Source organism: Microcoleus sp. S13C4 (assembly GCF_036700865.1).
Lineage (GTDB): Bacteria > Cyanobacteriota > Cyanobacteriia > Cyanobacteriales > Microcoleaceae > Microcoleus.
Genome location: NZ_JAUBPS010000052.1, coordinates 16,811 through 38,943, shown reverse-complemented (window position 1 = coordinate 38,943; position 22,133 = coordinate 16,811). Strand labels below are relative to the sequence as shown.

Genomic DNA, 22,133 nt, shown 5'->3' with positions numbered 1-22,133 from the left:
ATTCCCGTGACTCAGAAATATCTTGCCCAAATCTATGTTACCCTCCGCCCTTCTGTTTTAGATCCCGCCGGAACAGCCGTACAGTCTGGTTTGCAACACATGGGATACGACAATGTTGAGGGCGTTCGCATCGGGAAGTATGTTGAATTGACGCTGACTGCTGCTGGTGAGTCGGAGGCGCACGAACAACTCGATCGCGTTTGCGACCAACTTTTGGCCAATCCAGTGATTGAAAATTATCGTTTTGATTTGACTGAAATTCCTGTTGCTGTGGAGACAGCGGCGGCATAAATGCGATCGCCCCTAGGGTGTTTTTAAACCCGGAGATCCCCCCTAACCCCCCTTATTAAGGGGGGGACAAGAGCATTCAAAGTGTTTGTTAAAAACGCGGGGACAAGAGCATTCAAAGTCTTCGTTAAAAGCACAACAACTCGGAACACTCAAAGTCCCCCTTCTTAAGGGGGATTTAGGGGGCTCTAGACTTCGATACAAGAGAGAAAAACATAAGATTTTAGTCTTATGTTGACACCTCTTCCTTCTTCCCTCTTCCTTCTTCCTTCTTCCTTCTTCCTTCAGCTTATGAAATTTGGAGTTATTGTTTTTCCGGGTTCAAATTGCGATCGCGATGTGGTGTGGGTGACTCAAGGGTTACTCCACCAACCAACTCGCATGATTTGGCACGAAGATACCGATATTTCGGATATTGATATCATTGTAATTCCCGGTGGTTTCAGTTACGGAGATTATTTGCGGTGCGGCGCGATCGCCCGTTTTTCTCCGGCGATGCGGGCTACTGCGGAACACGCGAAAAAAGGCAAACTTGTATTAGGCATCTGCAACGGTTTTCAGGTGTTGACTGAAGCGGGTTTGTTGCCCGGTGCTCTGGTACGGAATGCGGGATTGAATTTTATTTGCGATCGCGCTTCTTTGAAAGTCGAACGCGGTAATACTCGTTGGACTGCGGCTTATACTACGGGTGAAATCATCGATTTGCCGATCGCCCATGGTGAAGGCAACTATTATGCTGATGCGGATACATTAGCAGAACTAGAAGATCACAATCAAGTGTTGTTTCGCTACTGCACTCCGGCGGGCAAAATTAGCGATGCTGGGAATCCCAACGGTTCGTTAAATAATATTGCCGGTATTTGCAATCGCCAAGGCAATGTGTTAGGAATGATGCCGCATCCAGAACGCGCATCCGATCCGATGCTGGGCGAAACCGATGGGGTGAAATTGTTTCAAAGCTTGCTGATGGCAAGTGTTGCTGCTGTTTTGTAGTTGCAATATTTGAGTTATTGCATTTGCAATAACCGCCAGGGTTTAAAACCCCTGTCTCATAGCGCAAGTCCTCGCAATGAGGACTAAAAACCTTTTGATATCAACTAACTTTTCAGTCGGTTTCAACCGGCTTTCACTATGAGGCGGGGGTTTTAACCCCCGACGGACTAAACGCAAGCGTGCAAGATATAATTACTACCAACTTTTGAAAAGAAGAATATTTATTTTATGCCACTAATTGACTTAGCTAATTTTAAAACTAGGGTTATTGGATGCAGTGCCGTGATGGCTATTGGACAAGTTATTTCAAATGCGATCGCCAATCCGGCAACTCAAGCAGCAGCGGGTATGATGGGCGGCCCGATCGCACTTGGGGGAGTTTCTATTTTAGCAGCGATTGCTGGTAGTATCGCTGAGACTATGGCCGCTGATGAACTGGCAAATCGGATGACGGAAGGGTTGAGCAAAAATCCGAGGATTCTCGATAATCACGATTTGATTAAGGCGGCGGGTGAGGCGATCGGCTATATTTTGAGAGAGGTTGCGAAGTCAGATAAATTAATTGCGATCGCCGAAACCAAAAATTTGCCTTATCCAGAAACAACACTCAGTCAATTAGCCGAGAAAACTCCTGAATACTGGCTGGATATTAACACGAATACAGCCGACTTGTCAAGGGGTTTAAATATTTCCGAAGACCAGTTAACCAAGATTTTTTCTGCGGATGCCGAGGAGTTCGATCGAGTTACCGGATTGACAACGGCAGATTGGGCAAGTTTCCTCAACGAATTCGCGGCCAGCGAGGGGAAATCCTTCGATGCGGAAATTGTGGAATTTGTGGCGGACAAGCTGTACGCAACTTTCCCGAAAGCGTACCGCGAAGTGCTGAAACTGGATGCGGCGAAGGGAGGAGAAAAGTTTGCCGCGATGCTGTTGAATCTGCACCAAATTGCTTTGGCAGAACTCAAAAATTTGGGGCTGCAAAATGGGGAAATACTGCAAAAGTTGGAGGCCGTGGCGACTGGGCAGCAGATTTGTCAAGTGATGGGGAAATTGGAATCCATAGAAATTGGCATCCGATCCGATTTGGCGCAAGTTCAGAATTGGCTGGAACGATTTGTTGATACTTCCGCACCCCGATTGCCGCTTCCCTACGAGTGCGAAACGATTATTCAAGACCGCACTCAAGACTTTACGGGCCGCCGATTTGTGTTTGAAGCAATTATCGATTTTTTGGAGAAAAAGCCCAAAGGATATTTTGTTTTAGAAGCCGATCCTGGTGTGGGTAAAAGTTCAATTATGGCAAAGTTAGTGCTGCTGATGCAGAGGCGCTGTGTTGTCCATTTTAACTCGCAATCTCAAGGTACTGTTAAGGCAAAGCAATTTCTGGAAAATGCCTGCACTCAGTTAATTCAAGCCTTTAAACTGGATTACCCAACATTGCCAGAAAATGCGACTACAGATGGCAATTTTCTCAGTCGATTGTTGGGGGAAGTCAGTGCTAAATTGGGCGGAAAAAAGTTAGTTTTTGTTGTGGATGCCCTCGATGAAGTCGATATGAGCGATCATGGGCGTGGCAGCAATGTCCTCTATTTGCCAGATGCTTTGCCGGATAATGTTTATTTTATTGTCTCGAAGCGACCGGAATCTCTGCCTTTGCCAAATCATCAGGTTTTCGATTTGATGCAGTACAGTGCAAAAAGTTTGGCGGATGTCAAGCTTTATATTGACAAACGCACCAGCAACAGCGCGTCAATTCAGAGTTGGATTAATCGTCAAAGTTTGCAGCGAGAACAGTTTGTGGCCGCGGTGGCGGAAAAAAGCCAGAATAACTTTATGTACCTGCGCTATGTGCTGAATGATATCGATAGCGGCAAGTACAGCGATGTGAGTTTGAAAGATTTGCCGAGGGAGTTGGAAGGATATTATGAGAAGCATTGGGCGCGGATGGAAATGGCGGTTAGAGATAGAGAATTGCGCCGCCGGAAGTTGAAGGTGATTTATTTGTTGACTAAAGTTCGCAAACCGGTTTCCTGCGATATTTTGGCGGATTTTGCTGAGGAAGATGCTTTAGATTTGCAGGAAGTTCTGGATGATTGGGAACAGTTTCTGCGCCGTAGCAGCGACACTCCCCCAGATTACAGTATCTATCACGCGAGTTTCCAAAGATTTCTGCATCGTAAGGATGTAGTGCAGAAAGCTGGGGTGTCGCTGCGGGATATCGAAACGGCGATTTCTGATAATTTGTGGGAGGATTTGTACGGCGATGGGTAAGTTTAAAGAACGGTTGAAGAAACTGTCGCCGAAAAAGCGGCTTTATGCTTTGGAAACTCTGCCGGGCCATTTGGCGGAGAGTGTTCAAGGGGAACGGCTGCATCAGTTGTTGACGGATTTTGATTTTATTGAGGCGAAGTTGGATGCGTTGCGGGTTCAAGCGTTAATTGAGGATTACGATTTGGCGAGAATTTCTGATTTGTTGCTGTTGGAGGGGCAAACGGAAACGCTGAATTTGATTCAAGGGGCAATTCGCAAGTCGGCGCACGTTTTGAAAAGGGATAAAACGCAACTGCCCGGCCAATTATTGGGGAGGTTGCTAGATTCTGAAATACCTGAGATTCAGGGGATCGTGGAACAAGCCAAGCAGTGGAAAGATAGTCTTTGGCTGCGGCCTTTGAGGGCTAATTTAGAACGGCCGGGAGAAGGATGTCTGCGAACCCTCACCGGTCATACTAACTCGGTAAATGCAGTCGCGATCGCACCCGACGGCAAGAGAGCGATTTCCGCTTCAGACGATAACACCCTGAAAATCTGGGACACCGAGACAGGTACCGAAGTTAGAACCCTCATCGGTCATACTAGGGGGGTACTAGCAGTGGCGATCGCACCAGACGGCAAGAGAGCGATTTCCGCTTCATGGGATAACACCCTGAAAATCTGGGACACCGAGACAGGTACGGAAGTTAGAACCCTCACCGGTCATACTAACTGGGTACTAGCAGTGGCGATCGCACCAGACGGCAAGAGAGCGATTTCCGCTTCATGGGATAAAACCCTGAAAATCAGGGACACCGAGACAGATAAAGAAGTTATAACCCTCACCGGTCATACTGACTTGGTATATGCAGTGGCGATCGCACCAGACGGCAAGAGAGCGATTTCCGCTTCAGGGGATAACACCCTGAAAATCAGGGACACCGAGACAGGTACGGAAGTTAGAACCCTCACCGGTCATACTAGCAGGATACATGCAGTGGCGATCGCACCAGACGGCCTCACAGCGATTTCCGCTTCTGGGGATAACACCCTGAAAATCTGGGACACCGAGACAGGTACCGAAGTTAGAACCCTCACCGGTCATACTAGCGCGGTACTAGCAGTGGCGATCGCACCAGACGGCAAGAGAGCGATTTCCGCTTCAGACGATAAAACCCTGAAAATCTGGGACATCGAGACAGGTACCGAAGTTAGAACCCTCACCGATCATACTAGCGCGGTACTAGCAGTGGCGATCGCACCAGACGGCAAGAGAGCGATTTCCGCTTCATGGGATAACACGCTGAAAATCTGGGGCACCGAGACAGGTACGGAAGTTAGAACCCTCATCGGTCATACTGACTTGGTAAATGCAGTGGCGATCGCACCAGACGGCAAGAGAGCGATTTCCGCTTCAGACGATAACACCCTGAACATCTGGGACACCGATACAGATAAAGAAGTTAGAACCCTCACCGGTCATACTAGCAGGGTATATGCAGTGGCGATCGCACCCGACGGCAAAACTGCGATTTCCGCTTCATGGGATAACACCCTGAAAATCTGGGACACCGAGACAGGTACGGAAGTTAGAACCCTCACCGGTCATACTAGCAGGGTATATGCAGTGGCGATCGCACCAGACGGCAAGAGAGCGATTTCCGCTTCATGGGATAACACCCTGAAAATCTGGGACACCGAGACAGGTACGGAAGTTAGAACCCTCATCGGTCATACTAGCAGGGTATATGCAGTGGCGATCGCGCCAGACGGCAAGAGAGCGATTTCCGCTTCAGAGGATAAAACCCTGAAAATCTGGGACACCGAGACAGGTACCGAAGTTAGAACCCTCACGGGTCATACTGACTCGGTATTGGTAGTGGCGATCGCACCCGACGGCCTCACAGCGATTTCCGCTTCATGGGATAACACCCTGAAAATCAGGGATTTGCTTAGTGGCAAAGAAGTTGCTAGTTTCAGCGGAGATGCTGAGTTTAATTGCTGTACGATCGCCGCTGATGGGGTGACAGTTGTAGCGGGCGATTGGTCAGGCCGGGTGCATTTCCTGCGATTGGAGGGAGTTAGTGGCGGGCGATAATCGGATTTTTGGGTCGATTCGGGCGATCTAATTTTTTGTGTACGGGACTTACGCACTCCCACCAAAGAAACCGGGTTTTTACCGAATCGGTGGGCTGCAAAGCGTCTTGTCGTCAAAAACCAGGTTTCTCGGCCTCCATCCTAAGTCCTAATGTAGCGAGTTTTAGGGCGATCGAATTTGAGAGAAATGTGCGATCTGGTTTTTGTGTTGATTGGGGCGATCGAATTTTTGTGGATGGGCGATCGGGTTTTTTGTTGATCGGGTGATCGAATTTGAGAGAAATTTGCGATCGAATTCGATTTATTAGTCCGTTAGTTTGTCCACACAGGGAAGGCCAGTTGGTTGGCCCGCGAGTCCGCCAGGGGTTTCAACCCCCGGCGGACACTGCCACAAACTTATCACAATATTGTACCCATATCGAAATCCCCGACTTCTTCAAGAAATCGGTAATCTAATCATCCTCATCCAATCCCAGCGGCACAAAATATTGACTGTAAACCACACTATCCGATGCCCAAAGCGGCCGCCAATAAACATTTTGCATCACCGCCTTCTCCCCATCATCATCAGTAGGCCACTGAAAACTGACGATCGCAATATTGCTATATCCCACAATCTCATCACCCTCTTGCAGCCAGCGATTGCGCCACAACAGCGATATAAAATTCCACAACCTACGCCGCACAGACAATTCTTTATTTTTATGCGATCTATTTGACGGAGTTCCCTTTTCTAGCAGCAAAAACATCCGAGCTCTTTGCCGTTTCATCCAGTCAATCCGATAGCCCCAATCCGGCAGAGATTGTCTATTCCTGAGAGCAGCAGCCATAGCTTTCTTTCTGCTACTCCTGGGAATTTTCATTAATTCCAGCGGCTCATTCCATCCCAAACATTCGTGTGATCGCTCAGGAAACAGCGACTTAATCTTAGTATGAATTAAATGCGTTTTCCACTCCTCATTGATAAAAGCACTAGCAGTCAACTGCGCCAACACAGAATAGTGACAATTTGATTTATAAGTGGCCATATTCAAAGGCTCAATATTCCGCCTAGAATCGCCAAAATGACAATCAGACCAATAACTCAGCCGCACAGCAGCAGCATAATGAATATCCCCGCTCAACACAATTACCCGATCGCGCTGCTGAAAAAACTCCGACAACAGCTTCACAAAAGCTAACTCATGAAAATTCCAAGCATCCCCCGCATCACTATTAAAAACCTTCCCCTGTTCCACATCCCGTTTTTGAACCGCATCAATAATCCACAAACCCACCAAATTTGTCGGCACAACCACCAGCGTCGCCTCAATCTCAAACTCCCCAGTTTTATTCAGCAAATTAGTTTCATGCAAAGGCTGCTGAATTTGCTCCTCAAAACCTTTGTGAGTCAAAAGCATCGGCGGATCGATCGCGCTTTTCACCGGATACCCCCGCCAACTCCGCGTATCCAGCACAATCACCTCGTGCTTAAAACTTCTCACAGTAAAATGCCAATTCAAAACCTCACTTACACCCTCGCCATCCCGATCCAAAATAAAAACATCTTCATCTAATTTCAACTTAGGCAAATGAGTTTTCGGATCGAGCCCTGGAATTCCCAAATACGAAGCGGCATCCTCCCAAGCAGAAACATCTTTTCCCGCAGACTCCGACCATTTTTCAGCAGCCTTTAATAATTTATCTCCCGGTTTTTCGCGATCGAACTGTGCGGGCGTATTTCCCCAAGCCTGAAACACAGCGTAAGCCAGCAAAGCATTCTGCACCACCCGCCGGCCCAGCGGCTTTCCCAGCACCCGGTAACACCACTCTCGATTCAAATACAAATCGTCGCTAACATCATGGTCATCGCAAATCATATAACTAGGAATATTTGCTAGCGCCCTCCTCACCCTCCACAAATTGCGAGCAAAACCGTCAAGTTCAACAACTTCTCTATCCCAAACTTTTGCCTGCTTAGAATTTGGACAAATATCCTTACCCTTCGGAAAACGCTCGCACCAAAGTACAGGCGACCAAACTAACAAATACATCGCATAATATTCGCCCAAGCTAAACAAGTGACTTTTAGCCTTGTCCGGTTTATTCACCAACATCCCCGTAAAGCCGCCAAAATCTCTGGCAATATCGCTGCGAGTCCCCGGTTTTAACTCAATTGGTTTTTTGGACTGATATTCAGCATCAGACGGTTTCTGAAGAGGTGACTCTCTAAAAATTTCCCTCTCTTGGGCAACTACATTTTCGTTTTCCGAATTTTTAGGTATACTGATACACAAATTCTTTTTAATTTGGGCATCATCCATCAGGGGTAGACTCTCTTCCCAGCCCAACAGTGTATCGCCAGCATCAGTCAAAGCCCACAGCATCGCATCGGCAACGTCGTCGCCGTAAATTTGGTCGCCGGTTAAAAACAGTTGGTGGGGCCTGCTATTTGCCGTACCTGCAAACTGTTCGATCGAATTATCCAAGATTGGCAGCGCATCTCTGCCATCTCCGTGGGGCTTGCGACAAGAACCGTGAACTATACGCAAATAGTTTAAATCCTTCGGCGGCAGCGCAAAAGTCGGCAACTGGTGAGCGAAATAACTAATCGTCTCCGGCCCCAAAGCCGACAAATTAGGGGAGGCAGGCCACAGGCAAGAAATGAGATTTTCTTTCTCATTTTCTGGGACTTCCACCCCCGAGGGTGACGCGCGACTCCCAGCAAACTCGATGTCATAAGCATAAATTTGCCCGTATGTCAAGACATTGTTGTTAATTGGTTTAGCAGTCACCGCCACTACGTGCAGGTATTTGCCGAGCTGCACGGTAGAGTTCGCACCTTGGAGTAAGGGCCGATCGACAATTTCGCCGGTTCCGCCCTCTGTCGAATAAACCTTGAGTTCCACTTGGCGGGGGGCTTTCAGAGCTAGCCAAACTGTCACTGCCTGAGTTTCAGTCCGGCGCAAAATCGGGCCCGCAAGGATCAGCGGCAAGTGATGAATTCGATGACTTAAGGGAGTCCACGACATAGGATTTAAAACATAAAAATTAAATAAGGGCGCTCTAGCAATCAGATTTTAAGCGATCGAGCATCTGTCACCCGGTTAATTAATGCTAAGTCTGCCAACCCAAGTCTCCAAAATTGTAACAATTCATTAAGTAAAATTAATAATCATGCTACAAGAAGAAAAATTACAGCATTTCGTCAATTCAGCCCCTCAGTTGCCAGCAATTAAATCATCAGAAACCGCTGGACGGCCCAACAGCCGGCCCCTCTACTCCTCACCTTTAGATCAGGCGATCGACCGCCACCCCCTCACCGTGGCTCCAGAAACCCCGATCGCCCAAGTGTTGGCTCTCATGAACCCGATGCGCGTCTCCTGTCAGCTTTGTGGTGAAAAACAAAACGCTGTTGCTAGCGCAGCCAAGCGCAGTTGCGTCTTAGTGGTGGAAGATAATCGGCCGATCGGCATTTTTACAGAACGAGATATCGTCAAGCTAACTACCGTCGCAGCTTGTGCGGTAGGACTGACAATTGCTGACGTAATGACTCGATCGCCCATTACCCTCAAACAATCCGAGTCTCAAGATATTTTCACAGCTATATTCACCTTGCGCCAGCATCAGATTCGGCATTTGCCCGTAGTGGACGAGGACTCGCGACTTCTGGGCATCATCACCCGCGAAGCCATTCACGAAGCCCTGCAACCGGTTAACTTGCTAACCAATTTGCGCTGTGCAGCAGATGTCATGACCAAAGAAGTCATTTCGGCCCCAAAAACTGCCTCAGCCCTCGATTTAGCCGAACTCATGGTCAAGCATCGAGTTAGTTGCGTCGTCATTGTCCAAGAGCAAATTCAGCATCCCGAGCTGGCGATCGCGCCAATAGAAAATTACCAAATTCCGATCGGCATTGTCACCGAGCGCGATATTGTGCAGTTTCACGCCCTCGAATTAAACCTATCCCAAATATCGGCAACAGAGGCCATGAGTGCGCCTTTATTTTGCATATCTCCCGCCGATTCCCTCTGGAGTGCCCACCAGTCCATGCAGCGGCACGGTGTCCGCCGTTTGGTAGTAGTTGGCAGTCACGGAGAACTGTTGGGCATTGTCTCTGTGACAAGTTTGCCGCAAGTTTTTAACCAATCAGAAATGTACGGGACGATCGAGCTTTTGCAGCAAGCAGTTGACGATCGAGCCGCCCAATTGCAGAAAGCCAACGAACTTTTGCAGCAAGAAATTTTAGAGAGGCAGCGAGCCCAAGAAGCCCTGCGCCAAGCTCATGACGACTTAAAAAAACAAGTTGAAGAACGCACCGCTCAACTTTTAGAATCAAATGAATTGTTGAGACGGGATATTATCAAGCGCCAGCGAGTCGAAGAAGCGCTGCGGCGAAAGCAAGCTTGCTTGAAAAATCAAGCACAGCAATTAGAGCAAACGGTGCGAAAGTTGCAGCAAACTCAAACTCAATTAGTGCAAACCGAAAAAATGTCTTCTTTGGGACAAATGATTGCCGGTATCGCTCACGAAATTAACAATCCTGTTAATTTTATCTACGGCAACCTTTCCCACGCCAGCCACTACATCAAAGAATTGCTCCAACTTTTGGAACTTTACCAGCAGCACTATCCCGAACCAGTCTCGGAAATTCGGAAAGCAGCAGCAGATATCGAAGTCGAGTTTTTGGTCGAAGACTTATCTAAGATCCTGTCTTCTATGCAAGTAGGAACCGAGCGCATCCGCCAAATAGTTGTGTCGATGCGTAATTTTTCGCGATCGGATCAATCTAACATCAAGCTCGTTGACATTCACGAGGGACTCGAAACCACTTTGTTGATTTTGCAGCATCGGCTCAAAGCTCACGGCGCACATCCAGCTATTGACATTATTAAAAAATACGGTAATTTGCCCCTGATCCAGTGCTGTGGCGGTCAGATCAATCAGGTGTTTATGAATATTATCGGCAATGCTATTGATGCTTTGGATGAAGAAATCCAGAAAGGGGAATGGGCGACGAGAGAGGGGAAAAATTCACCTCCGTCAAATCCTAGTTCTCCATTGACTGTTCCCACAATTACAATTCGTACTGAAGTTGTTGATGGCGATTTTGTGGCGATCCGCATTTCCGACAACGGGCGGGGCATACCGGAGGAGATTCGCCGCCAATTATTTGACCCGTTTTTTACTACCAAACCAGTCGGCAAGGGCACTGGGTTGGGACTGTCGATTTCTTACCATTTAGTCGTCGAACAGCACGGGGGGCGGCTCAACTGCGTTTCGGAAGCTGGACGGGGCAGTGAGTTTGCGATCGAAATTCCGATCGTCAGTTGTCATTAGTCAGCAGTCAGAGGATTTTAGATTTTAGATTTTAGATTTTAGATTGAACAATTTAAGGATGGGAAATGACTCATGAAGCCCGGGGTTTGGATCACGGGTCTACAGTTGCATTCTTTTTTTCAACTGGTATCAGTAGTCAGGGGAAGACATCATATTCTCCCAATTCCCCACTCTCCCCATCCACTCTCCTCCTCCACTCTCCGTCTTCCCGACTCACTCCCCCACTCTGCAACTCCCCCCCACTTCCTAAAAATTTACAATTTTTTACAAAACACCAGAAGCCCAAGCAAAGTCAATCTTTCCCAATCTAAAATCTAAAATCTAAAATCTAAAATCCCATAACTTTGCCCTCCCCTGACCCAACTGATCCGAACTCCCTTCGAGTTGGCCTCATCCACTAGCGCCTTTATGACCGTTCCAGTTACCCGCACAAGCCATCAACTGCCTGCATCCTAGCCCCAAAGCCAAAAGCCCAGATTGTTTGAAAAGTTAATTTTTGTTTTATTTTTGTACCTCTTTATATTAAGAAAGTATTCTAAAACTGATTAAAAATCTAAAAAAATTCTAAAAATAGATTTTTAGCTTAAAAAACCAGTTAAGATTCCCAGAGGTGCAAAATAAACAAATTTACTAGCATTTTCATTTATAGGCCCCCTTTCTTTTCATCGCAAGTTAGCTAATAATGCTTTCAACGAGGTGACTAAGGGCGGACTCCAAAATTGGCCTAGCCCAAAGAAGGATACAAGCCCCAAACAAAAGTCGTCGAGATCGAAAAATTTTAGCCATTAGAGAGAACTTGCAGATTCATCTGTTGAGTCAATCTAAAATCTCAAATCTGAAATCTCACAGCGACTGACAGTAAGGGCATTGCAATTGGGCTATTGCAATTGGGCTATGGCAGTTGGGCGATCGAAAAACAACATGAAACCCCAGCCCTCATCGTTTTGATAGAAACCTATAGGAGAACAAAGAGTGAAACTCGCAGTTTACGGAAAAGGTGGAATTGGCAAATCGACAACAAGCTGCAACATCTCCGTTGCCCTAGCCAAGCGCGGCAAGAAAGTTTTGCAAATCGGTTGCGATCCAAAGCACGACAGCACATTTACCCTCACTGGCTTCTTAATCCCCACAATTATTGACACCCTTCAGCAAAAGGACTATCACTACGAAGACGTTTGGCCCGAAGATGTCATCTACAAAGGCTACGGCGGCGTTGACTGCGTAGAAGCGGGTGGCCCTCCCGCAGGAGCTGGCTGCGGCGGCTATGTAGTCGGTGAAACCGTCAAACTGCTCAAAGAACTCAATGCCTTCGACGAATACGACATCATCCTGTTCGACGTGCTCGGTGACGTAGTGTGCGGCGGTTTTGCAGCCCCCTTGAACTACGCCGATTACTGCATGATTGTTACCGACAACGGGTTCGACGCTTTATTTGCAGCCAACCGCATCGCCGCCTCAGTCCGCGAAAAAGCTCGCACTCACCCGTTGCGGCTCGCCGGTTTAATTGGCAACCGCACCTCAAAGCGCGACTTGATCGACAAGTACATTGACTCTGTACCGATGCCGGTGCTGGAAGTGCTGCCCCTGATTGAAGACATCCGAGTTTCTCGCGTCAAAGGCAAAACATTGTTTGAGATGGCCGAAAGCGATCCTTCCCTCAACTACGTCTGCGATTACTACCTCAACATCGCTGACCAGATTTTGGCAATGCCCGAAGGAGTAGTGCCCAACGACACGCCCGATCGCGAATTATTCGCCTTACTTTCAGATTTTTATCTAAATCCAGTGCAACCGGTGGTCAAGAAGGAGGAAGATGAGCTAGACCTGATGATGGTTTAATAGGTCTAGCGATCAGGATGAGGATAAAGAGGTTATGGCTTTTTTTGATACTTTTTCAGTTGCTCTCAAACAGAAGTGGTTGGACTACTACCAGGTAAATCGGGCTTGGCTGCTCCTGCACATGACGGCTGAGAACACGGTCGCCACACCCGACGGCGGGAAAAGGCCTGTTTCTTACCTCATCCTGGGAATTGCGGCTGCCCTGGAGCCGGAACTCCAGCAATTAATGCTGCCCTTCTCAAAACTTAAGCCGGATGCAGACAGCCTGATCGAAGTGTTGGGGCTAAATTTTGACCCGGACATCGCGCTGGGTATGCCCTCAAATATCGCGCCGCAGACGGCCGGCAAATCTCCAACATCCGCAGCCACTCAAACTGCAACTACTGCACCCGCAGCAGCTCCAACTGCCACTGCTGCACCCGCAGCAGCTCCAACTGCCACTGCTGCACCCGCAGCAGCTCCAACTGCCACTGCTGCACCCGCAGCCAAATCTAATAAATTGGGCGGTGCTGCCTTAGCAGCAGCCGGAGTAGTCGCCGGAGCCGCTGGTATGGCAGCAGCAGCGTCAGCACTGAGCACCGAGGATGAATCCTTCGATGAGTTTGAGGAAGAAGCGGTCTCCGATTTCGACATGGACGATGACGAGGAAGAAGCGGTCTCCGATTTCGACATGGACGATGACGAGGAAGAAGCTGTCTCCGATTTCGACATGGACGATGACGAGGAAGAAGCCTCGGCTTTGGACGGTCTAGGTATCGAGGACGATGAGGAAGACGCCGTATCGGACTTCGATATGGGCGACGATGAGGAAGACGCCGTATCGGACTTTGATCTGGGCGACGATGAGGAAGACGCCGTATCGGACTTTGATCTGGGTGATGACGAGGAAGAAGAAGCCTTAGCTTTGGGCGGTCTCGACCTCGGCGATGATGACGAAGAAGCCTCGGCTTTGGGCGGTCTCGACCTCGGCGATGATGACGAAGAAGCCTCGGCTTTGGGCGGTCTTGACCTCGGCGATGATGACGAAGAAGCTTCACAATTTGGGACTTTGACCTCTGGGGATCTCGAATCGGGAATATCCGATCCGTTTGGGGAAGAAGATGCAGAGTTTGTCGCCGAAGAAATACCCGATCCTTTTGGGACAGCGACCTCAGATGACCTAGATATGGATCTGGGCGACTTGGACGATGACGGTATTGACGATTTCTCTGTATCTGATGACGATGACCTCGACGATCTCGGACTCGACGATCTGGGGGAAGCAACTACCGGAGATCCGGATGAAGATGATTTAGATGCTCTAGGTCTCGGTGATTTGGATTCCGACGATGAGGATGAAGAAATTTCCGGCTTTTTATCTGATTTTAAGTGAGGTTGTTGCGATCGCCCGCATCTGTTCTAGTCTTGAAGTTGGCCGCTCTATTGGTGAGTTGTGAGTTGCGAGTTGTTAATTTTTAATTAGCTCCGACTCACAACTGCCAAAAGGCTTTTTGCCACGAGCGAGTTGAAGAAAACTAAATCCCTGCTGTGAGGGATTATAAGCCCTCGCGCAGAATTTTTTAGCCCAAATTTTGGATGCTGCGGCTGCGGAAATATTGAGTTTGTTGCATCTATTTTTCAGAGGAATTAGCCCAAAATCAGGTATTTCTATTTATTGTTCGCTGCGAAAGCGCGATCGCAAAAAACAGATTTTTTTTTCGCTCATGTGCCTGTTCGCGTTTGAGAGGAAAAACAACCTATTTCTCTCAAACGCGATCGCAGTCAGGCGATCGCAAAATCCAGGTGTTTCCTCGCTCCGCCGCAAGTCCTGTTTCAGACTAAAAACAATTTAAAGGGAGAAGATTTGAGATATGACTGCTATTACTACTAATGAACCGGAAGCTTTAAACTTTGAATGCGAAACAGGCAATTATCACACATTTTGTCCGATTAGCTGCGTAGCTTGGCTTTATCAAAAAATTGAAGATAGCTTTTTCTTGGTCATCGGTACCAAGACTTGCGGCTATTTCTTGCAAAACGCAATGGGCGTGATGATTTTTGCTGAGCCTCGCTATGCGATGGCTGAGTTGGAAGAGGGCGATATTTCCGCTCAGTTAAACGATTATGATGAGTTGAAGCGGCTGTGCTTGCAAATTAAGCGCGATCGTAACCCCAGTGTAATTGTCTGGATCGGCACTTGCACCACCGAAATCATCAAAATGGATTTGGAAGGGTTAGCACCGAAGCTGGAAGCCGAAATTGGCATTCCCATCGTCACAGCCCGCGCTAACGGCTTGGATTACGCCTTTACTCAAGGAGAAGATACCGTTTTAGCAGCGATGGCTGCTAAATGCCCTGAGAAAGCGCCCGTGATGGAATCTCAGAAACAAGAACGAAATGCTATCTCTCAACTGCTGAATTTCGGCAAGAAAAAAGAGGAAGTTGCAGCAGATGAATCGGAATATGTCAAGCACACACCGCTGGTACTTTTCGGTTCTTTGCCCGACCCGGTTGTTACTCAGCTAACCTTAGAATTGAAGAAGCAAGGAATCAAAGTGTCCGGTTGGCTTCCTTCCAAGCGATACACAGAATTGCCAGTATTGGAAGAAGGCTATTATGTATCGGGCATGAATCCCTTCTTGTCGCGGACTGCTTCTACGTTGATGCGCCGCCGCAAGTGTAAGTTAATTGGTGCTCCATTCCCGATCGGCCCTGACGGAACTCGCGCTTGGATTGAAAAGATTTGCTCAGTGTTAGGAATTGAACCAAAAGGTTTGGACGAACGGGAAGCGCAAATTTGGGCTGGTTTGGAAGATTACCTGCAAATAATTCGCGGTAAATCTGTCTTCTTTATGGGAGACAATTTGCTGGAAATTTCTTTAGCACGTTTCTTGATTCGCTGCGGCATGACTTGCCCGGAAATCGGTATTCCTTATATGGACAAGCGCTATCAAGCAGCGGAATTGGCGTTGTTAGAAAAGACTTGTCACGAGATGGGAGTTCCTACTCCTCGGATTGTGGAAAAACCAGACAATTACAATCAGCTTCAGCGGATTTACGAGCAGAATATTGACTTGGTGATTACTGGTATGGCTCACGCTAATCCTTTGGAAGCGCGGGGGATTAATACTAAGTGGTCTGTTGAGTTTACTTTTGCTCAGATTCACGGCTTTGGTAATGCGCGGGATATTTTGGAGTTGGTGACTCGTCCGCTGCGCCGGAATAATTCGCTGAAGGATTTGGGTTGGGGTGATTTGGTGAAGAAAGAAGCTAAGGTTTAATCGTTTTTAGTAAGAGAGTAAGGTGGGCGTTGCTCACCTTATTTTTTTAGGAACCGCTGATGTAGGCGGATTGACGCTTCGGAACGCGGATGAAGTGTGCGATCGATCTTTTAATTAGAAGATGAAAGTCAACTTTAAGTCTCTAGATTATTACTTGAGCCTGAAATATGCTATCAGTTTTTATCCAGAATCTGAAGGTTATACAGCCATAATAAAAGACCTTCCGGGTTGTATGTCTGTGGGGAAACTTTGTCGGAAGCGAGGGAGAACATTGAGGAAGCTAGGGAATTGTGGGTAGAGACTGCTTATGAGTGCGGCGATGAGATTCCTTTACCTACGGCTGATGTTTAGCATAAAGGACGATCGAGTTTGAGGGAGGGTTAAAGGGCGATCGCTCTTTTATTTTTTTATGAACCGCTGATACAGGCAGATTAACGCAGATTAACGCGGATGAAGAGTGCGATCGCTTTTTTATTTAATCGTCGCGGGTTACAAAATGTTGTGTATGCTCTCAACAACTTGCTCAATAAAATCAACCGCTTCATTAACTAATAGTTCATCAATAGGCCAGCGATCGCCTATTGGGTAGGAAGGATCTATGTCTGCTTCATGTGCTATCTTATTTCGGCGATCGACAATCAAAATTAGTTGTTGTTTTATATCTCGCTCGGACCTAACCATGTTAGTAGAAACTTCTTCCCACAACTTTTTATCGCAAATCAGCCGGATAGCATCAGCTATAGCATTTGGCTGCTGAAAACTTTTGTAGCTGTGGCGCTGTCTAATTTCATCTTCTAGCCAGGAATCAATATTTTGTCCTGCGTTTATACCAGTGCGAGCGCTACCCAATGAAATTTGAAACCGCGAGAATGCAGGAGGTTCAGGACGCTGCCCTCGATGAATTTCTAACATTCCTATCCTGACAACTTCGTGGATATAGTAGTCTAAAGCGCTAACCGCTAGAACAAGTGCAGCTCTGAGCATATCTGAAAGATCGAGAACACTACTAGCTTGAGCTTTTAGAGAATTATGCACAGCAATCAGAGCCCGAACGCGAGCAATACTGATGCGAAATAGATCAATTGCTGACTGCATGGCACGTTAAACCAATAATTCTGTCTGCCAGTTTGGAAAAAGCTTCTATGAAGGGTTTTTGTGCTTCTTGAGTGCCTGTTAAAACTATACCAACCTGCTCTATTTGCTCTGGCGTAAGAGCAAAAACAGGTGTTTGATGCTCTTGAGACTTACCAATCAGACTGTTAAAATCAGAAATTTTTGCAAGGCAGAAATCACTGCCGATGTCTTGAGATTCGTACATTTCTTTAGCCAGCAACATACTATTTGCTCGCAAAGATGGTACTAATCTATTAGAAACAGCTTCTTGAATTCTATCTATCCAATTCTGAAAAGCAGCGGCGGGTTCTTGACGTATTATTCGATAGTTTTGAACTATAGTCCCAAGCAAGCGCGGTGTAACTTTGGGAAATGGATAGGCGGCATCTTTCAAAATCCTCATTTCTGAAGCTTTTTGAGCCCAAGCATACCATTTTGGCAAAATTGTTGCCAAAGAATCGATCGCCATTACTGAAAAGAAGTCAGGACTTGTGGGAAGTATAAAAAAATCACTGGTCATCAGCAGGTTCTGATTAATTGAGCTTAAACTTGGACTCATATCAATCAAAATATAATCGGCCTCAAATTTATCTGCTGTTTTTTGCAAAAGAAAAGAAATTGAACCAGGTAAGTTTTGAAGTGCTTGAATTGAACCACTTAGCTCTTGTGCAATGCCTAATTGTACCTCGTATTCAGCAAGTCCAACATGACCGGGCAACAAAAACAGACCCTCGCACCTTTCTACTGGCAAACAATCTACAGCCTCAATTAGCTTAGGCCTTGATTCAAATGCAGGTGTTAAGCCTGATTTAATATTCTGGTTTTTTTGATATAATTCCTCTAGCTCTTCCTTAGTTGAAAACCCCAGAACCATTCCTGTGAGGTTGCATTGCGGATCGGCATCCACTATGATTACTTTTTTTCCCTTGGTGGCTAACATCCATCCTAGATTAAATGTAGTGGTTGTTTTGCTAACGCCGCCCTTGTGATTAAATAGAGCTATTTTCTGAACCATCTTTTTTTATACTTTTGGGGAAGTCAGTACCTGAGCTATAACTAAGGCTATGACTATTATACAGTCAGGGATGAAAGGGCGCACTTTTCCCCAACTTTTCCAGAATCTCAGGCCGCACGCCCGTAACACGATCGCACAAAACGCCGCCTATAATCAAAACTAGCCAGAAATTCTCATCTATTGAGGAACCGCCATGAGTCAAGACAAGGAAAAAATTAGCTATTCAGAGAAAACAGAACGTCTCAGAGTTATCGGTCAGTTTATCAAAACTGTCACACCGATGATTTGGACGATCGTAATTCTAGTAGTCATCATTCCCCTATTAGGTAACTTTCTAATTTCCCAGTCACTAACAAATACCGGAACCACAGCAGTTGTAGTCTCGCCACCGCACGATTTTAGCAAAGTCAACCAAGACATTAAAAACGCTATCCAACAATCCCATATAACTGCCGAAACTTTCGCGTCAAAAGAATTGGACAAATGGGAAACCGAAGTAATTGCAAGAGTTGATAACAGTTTTCTAGATTGGTACTTTGATTACTTCAATCAAAAAAAGATGGAGTTTACCGTACCTTTTAATTTCGTGAAATCTGCCGTACTCAACAGATTTGATATGACAGCAGCTTCTCAAACTGTTTCCGAAAAATTAACCGAAGACTTTCAAAGAGAATTTGCTAACCGCGTTCTGGTTCCCAAAAACGCCCAACTGCGATTTCAATTAATCACTCAAGATACTGCTAACTTGTACATAGCCGAAGTTAGCAAGAATGTGAAAGTAGTTCAAAACAATTATAATATACCGCAAGTACACTGGGACAAATATCTGAACGATATTGCCACCACAATTAGCGACAAAGGAAACGTCTCTAATTTATCATTAAAAGTATTAGTTGGGGGCAGTGGCTACTTAATTGCTAAACCCTTAATTTTGGGAGTAGCAGCTAAAGTTGGTAGTAAAGTTACCGCAAAAGTTGCCAGCAAAGCCGCCGCCAAGGTAGCCACAAAAACAGGCGGTACAGTGGCTAGTCAGTTGGGAGTAAGTTTAATCGACCCTATTGTCGGCATCGGGATTATCATTTGGGATTTGTGGGATTACAATCACACAGTCAAAGTAGAAAGACCGATTTTGCGGGAACATATTTTAGAATACTTAAAAGATGTCAAAAAGTCCCTGCTCACAAATCCTGAAAGCGGGATTATGGCTGCCATTTATCAGTTGGAAAGCGGTATTTTGAAGTCGCTCCAATCTTAATAAGTTCGTAGAGAGGACGGAAGTCCTCTCCCTTAGTTTTGAATCAATAAGCACTAAAATTCTTACTACAAACCTCAAAATTTATGTCCTCAAAAACAGTTTTAACCTCGTAAACACTACCACCATTAACGCCAGAATAGTCGTATATCCCAACCCCCTCAAAAACCCCATAAACGGATTGGTTGAAGTCATCTCAATAATCACCGGTTCCAATTTACTTAAAACCAGAATGGGCCAGATAACATTCGCAAATCCTGCATAGCCAATCATCGGATTTACCCCGTTATCAATAAACAACTGCAAAAACCATTTTCTTTGAAACACATCGATAATTATAGTCAACCCAATCAACAGCAAAATAGCCATTCCCGCCGTTAGAAACAAGTAACTTATCGTCGCTGAATCTTTCTTGATGCCACCTTCATAAGGTTCAAACAGCAAACCCAAAACCAGCCAATAAAACCCCCATTTGTAAAGGCGGTTCAAGAAATTTTCCGTGACATTCCCTGGCTTTCTCAACAAAACCAAAGCGCACAAACACAGCATCACCGTCACTAATGCAGTCTGCCACACCCATCTAGCTTGCAGTCCAATTAACAATACTAAATTGACAGCTAACATCAAAACCATAAGGCTAAAATAGCGCCAACTTTTCCAGCTAGCATAACTCGCCTCTTCCGGCGAACAATACTCTATCCACCGACCCAGCAAATCGCCCACAATCGTACCGGGAATCACCACAAACAAATACTTTAAATAATCAAATTGAAACAGCCAAGGTGCAGGAGAGTACAGCGAAACTAAATTAATCCAACCGTCAGTATGAGAAGACAGCCGCGCCGCCAACAGCAAGCCCAAAAATCCCACTCGCAACCACGTATTTGAACGAGTAAACAGCCAAATTAGCGAGCCGAAAACCGCCATATTTGCTAGTACAATCAAAATAATATCGCTACGGCTAACTAAAAATCCTATACCGTTGGGATATTTGATGTGAGATACGAAGCCAATCCCCGCACTCCAAGCAGCAAGGGTTAAGGATCTCCGCCGCCACACAGACCACCTAGACGGCCAGCGAACATACATCAAAAATAATATTAAAAATCCCAACAATGCCATCCACCACTTCTGCGGGATGGATGCGTCTGGGTTAATTATAGTCGGGCGAATGTGCTGGAGAAATATCGCAAATGACGCTAACAAAAAGCCTCTTTGCAAAATAGATAAAATCACTTTTTTTGTATCCCATCCCTTGGCGATGCGGCGCGACAAAGCTAGCGGTATCGCAGCCCCCATTGCAAACAAAAAGAAGGGGAAAACTAAATCAACCCAGGTTAATCCCGGCAGTTTGTTATTAAAAATGTGGTCGGGCGGTGGCAGTTGAGCGTGATACATCCACGCCGGCAATGTTTTCCGGGCTATTGTACCGGATAAAACCATTGCTAAAACTGCTAGTCCGCGCAGGGCATCCAGCGCGTCTGCGCGTTGGGAAACCGCAGCAACTGCTAAACTATTTTCTTGTTTCACCATGTCTTTTACCTCTGATGTTTGGGATTCTAATTTATATCAAGTACGGTTGGTTTACCGCAAGATATCGGCCGGGGCGGGTTTACTGGAGTTTTTGCGCTTTTTGATAGATAATTGTGAACCTAACCCCCAGCGGAATAACGGTTAATTTACTACGGCACAGGATATTACTACACATCTTTTTTCTTCACAAATAATAGAAGATCTCCGGCTTATTTGCCAATTAATTTGTGGAGCCAGCTTCCTGAAGCTAGGTTGCTGAGTCTTTTTGCGGAGTGTTTTTTATTGACTGTTAACCTGGAAATTCGGTATTTATTGGGTGGAAAAAACCGCAGTTTTAATTTTAAACTGTCGTACAAGTATCCTGATGAGAAATATTTGGCAACGTATTTGTCAACTTGTTTGTTGACAGCGCCAAACGGGTAGGCTATGTGTGAGGCGACTGTTCGATTTTGGTCTAAATCTTGGGTGCATTTCCTCAGTCTAATTTGATCTTCAGATAATTCTCGGTCTAATGCTGTCAGAGAAATTTTTGTTAAATTTTCGTGATTCAGTCCGTGGGATTGAATATCATAAAAACCTTTTTGCATTCCGTCTCTCAAGTCTTGACAAGTTACCTTTTTTATGAGCGAGTCCTGATGGCCCAAGAAGCCGGAGTTGATAAATACAACTACTTTGGTTTTTTTGCCGTATTTATTTTCGAGAGTTTCTAAAATCGGCAGTAAGTGCGTATAAATGCTTTTATTTCCGTCGTCAAAAGTAATCATGACTTTTGGGCGATCGCGATATTCACTCGGCACCAGTTTTTTAGGATTCGCTATGAAATACTCGTAAAGCTCTTGGGATGACAAAAACCAATAGTTATGGCTAACTAAATAATCTAAAAAAGGTTCCAAATTTTGCTGGCTGTAGTCGCCAGGAAATTCTCTACGCGGCGGTATTTCCTGGGAATTCCGAAGGTCAACAATATCGTGAAAGCCGAAAATCGGAATTTCTACTGTGATAATTTCTAGGATTACTTGATAAGTGATGAAAGTTAGGAGGAAGGCGAGTATAAAGCTAATAATGCGTTTTTTTCTGGGCGTCATACCGGGTTTAAAATACTCCGGCCATTTGTTCACTAAATAATTTACCATTGACAATTACAACCTCATGAAGTAAAAAGTTCGGGTGG

At 46.0% G+C, this 22,133-nt stretch carries 14 protein-coding genes; 9 read left to right on the top strand and 5 right to left on the bottom strand.

Annotated elements, in window-relative coordinates:
* The first annotated feature begins 6 nt into the window (after positions 1–6).
* From purS to QT996_RS20275, 4 genes are all read left to right on the top strand, one after another.
* Positions 7–291, top strand: coding sequence for a phosphoribosylformylglycinamidine synthase subunit PurS (purS, locus tag QT996_RS20290; RefSeq protein WP_333048557.1), 285 nt, complete (start codon positions 7–9; stop codon positions 289–291).
* Between the two features lie 288 nt (positions 292–579).
* Positions 580–1,281, top strand: a complete 702-nt coding sequence (gene purQ / locus QT996_RS20285; RefSeq protein WP_333048556.1) for a phosphoribosylformylglycinamidine synthase subunit PurQ — start codon at positions 580–582, stop codon at positions 1,279–1,281.
* Between the two features lie 228 nt (positions 1,282–1,509).
* Entirely contained in the window at positions 1,510–3,555 is a 2,046-nt protein-coding gene (locus QT996_RS20280) for an ATP-binding protein (RefSeq protein WP_333048555.1), read from the top strand.
* The gene (locus QT996_RS20275; RefSeq protein ID WP_333048554.1) at positions 3,548–5,632 is read left to right on the top strand and encodes a hypothetical protein; all 2,085 of its coding nucleotides are present in this window, start codon (positions 3,548–3,550) and stop codon (positions 5,630–5,632) included. The genes QT996_RS20280 and QT996_RS20275 overlap by 8 nt, the downstream gene beginning before the upstream one ends.
* Before the next feature lie 451 nt (positions 5,633–6,083).
* On the opposite strand, the gene QT996_RS20270 is transcribed toward QT996_RS20275, so the two are convergent.
* The gene (locus QT996_RS20270) at positions 6,084–8,642 is read right to left on the bottom strand and encodes a PhoD-like phosphatase (protein WP_333048553.1); all 2,559 of its coding nucleotides are present in this window, start codon (positions 8,640–8,642) and stop codon (positions 6,084–6,086) included.
* Between the two features lie 145 nt (positions 8,643–8,787).
* On the opposite strand from QT996_RS20270, the gene QT996_RS20265 reads away from it, so the two are divergent.
* The 4 genes from QT996_RS20265 to QT996_RS20250 all read left to right on the top strand — a co-directional run bounded on the left by QT996_RS20265 (position 8,788) and on the right by QT996_RS20250 (position 16,049).
* Positions 8,788–10,950, top strand: coding sequence for a CBS domain-containing protein (locus tag QT996_RS20265; protein ID WP_333048552.1), 2,163 nt, complete (start codon positions 8,788–8,790; stop codon positions 10,948–10,950).
* Between the two features lie 972 nt (positions 10,951–11,922).
* Complete coding sequence (bchL, locus tag QT996_RS20260) at positions 11,923–12,789, top strand: ferredoxin:protochlorophyllide reductase (ATP-dependent) iron-sulfur ATP-binding protein (RefSeq protein WP_006634709.1); 867 nt, start codon at positions 11,923–11,925, stop codon at positions 12,787–12,789.
* 34 nt (positions 12,790–12,823) lie between these two features.
* Complete coding sequence (locus QT996_RS20255; RefSeq protein WP_333048551.1) at positions 12,824–14,161, top strand: DUF5331 domain-containing protein; 1,338 nt, start codon at positions 12,824–12,826, stop codon at positions 14,159–14,161.
* A 478-nt stretch (positions 14,162–14,639) separates the two neighbouring features.
* Entirely contained in the window at positions 14,640–16,049 is a 1,410-nt protein-coding gene (locus QT996_RS20250; RefSeq protein ID WP_333048550.1) for a ferredoxin:protochlorophyllide reductase (ATP-dependent) subunit N, read from the top strand.
* Positions 16,050–16,538: 489 nt separating this feature from the next.
* Here the strand turns inward: QT996_RS20250 and QT996_RS20245 are convergent, their stop codons facing one another.
* The gene (locus QT996_RS20245; RefSeq protein WP_333048549.1) at positions 16,539–17,144 is read right to left on the bottom strand and encodes a HEPN domain-containing protein; all 606 of its coding nucleotides are present in this window, start codon (positions 17,142–17,144) and stop codon (positions 16,539–16,541) included.
* The gene (locus tag QT996_RS20240) at positions 17,128–18,177 is read right to left on the bottom strand and encodes an AAA family ATPase (RefSeq protein ID WP_333048548.1); all 1,050 of its coding nucleotides are present in this window, start codon (positions 18,175–18,177) and stop codon (positions 17,128–17,130) included. The genes QT996_RS20245 and QT996_RS20240 overlap by 17 nt, the downstream gene beginning before the upstream one ends.
* A gap of 193 nt (positions 18,178–18,370) precedes the next feature.
* On the opposite strand from QT996_RS20240, the gene QT996_RS20235 reads away from it, so the two are divergent.
* The gene (locus QT996_RS20235; protein WP_333048547.1) at positions 18,371–19,432 is read left to right on the top strand and encodes a hypothetical protein; all 1,062 of its coding nucleotides are present in this window, start codon (positions 18,371–18,373) and stop codon (positions 19,430–19,432) included.
* An 81-nt stretch (positions 19,433–19,513) separates the two neighbouring features.
* Here the strand turns inward: QT996_RS20235 and QT996_RS20230 are convergent, their stop codons facing one another.
* Both QT996_RS20230 and QT996_RS20225 read right to left on the bottom strand, forming a co-directional pair.
* Positions 19,514–20,962 carry a DUF5009 domain-containing protein gene (locus QT996_RS20230; protein WP_333048546.1) on the bottom strand — a complete coding sequence of 483 codons (1,449 nt, stop codon included), beginning with the start codon at positions 20,960–20,962 and terminating at the stop codon, positions 19,514–19,516.
* Between the two features lie 209 nt (positions 20,963–21,171).
* A complete protein-coding gene (locus QT996_RS20225; protein WP_333048545.1) occupies positions 21,172–22,047 on the bottom strand; it encodes a polysaccharide deacetylase family protein in 876 nt (291 codons plus the stop codon).
* Positions 22,048–22,133 lie beyond the last annotated feature (86 nt).

What these genes read in the sequence shown, in the direction of transcription:
- QT996_RS20270 (WP_333048553.1), bottom strand. Translation starts at nt 8,642, where the DNA reads ATGTCGTGGACTCCCTTAAGTCATCGAATTCATCACTTGCCGCTGATC.
- QT996_RS20280 (WP_333048555.1), top strand. Translation starts at nt 1,510, where the DNA reads ATGCCACTAATTGACTTAGCTAATTTTAAAACTAGGGTTATTGGATGC.
- QT996_RS20255 (WP_333048551.1), top strand. Translation starts at nt 12,824, where the DNA reads ATGGCTTTTTTTGATACTTTTTCAGTTGCTCTCAAACAGAAGTGGTTG.
- QT996_RS20275 (WP_333048554.1), top strand. Translation starts at nt 3,548, where the DNA reads ATGGGTAAGTTTAAAGAACGGTTGAAGAAACTGTCGCCGAAAAAGCGG.
- QT996_RS20240 (WP_333048548.1), bottom strand. Translation starts at nt 18,177, where the DNA reads ATGGTTCAGAAAATAGCTCTATTTAATCACAAGGGCGGCGTTAGCAAA.
- QT996_RS20265 (WP_333048552.1), top strand. Translation starts at nt 8,788, where the DNA reads ATGCTACAAGAAGAAAAATTACAGCATTTCGTCAATTCAGCCCCTCAG.
- QT996_RS20250 (WP_333048550.1), top strand. Translation starts at nt 14,640, where the DNA reads ATGACTGCTATTACTACTAATGAACCGGAAGCTTTAAACTTTGAATGC.
- QT996_RS20245 (WP_333048549.1), bottom strand. Translation starts at nt 17,144, where the DNA reads ATGCAGTCAGCAATTGATCTATTTCGCATCAGTATTGCTCGCGTTCGG.
- QT996_RS20225 (WP_333048545.1), bottom strand. Translation starts at nt 22,047, where the DNA reads ATGACGCCCAGAAAAAAACGCATTATTAGCTTTATACTCGCCTTCCTC.
- QT996_RS20235 (WP_333048547.1), top strand. Translation starts at nt 18,371, where the DNA reads ATGAGTCAAGACAAGGAAAAAATTAGCTATTCAGAGAAAACAGAACGT.
- QT996_RS20230 (WP_333048546.1), bottom strand. Translation starts at nt 20,962, where the DNA reads ATGGTGAAACAAGAAAATAGTTTAGCAGTTGCTGCGGTTTCCCAACGC.
- purQ (WP_333048556.1), top strand. Translation starts at nt 580, where the DNA reads ATGAAATTTGGAGTTATTGTTTTTCCGGGTTCAAATTGCGATCGCGAT.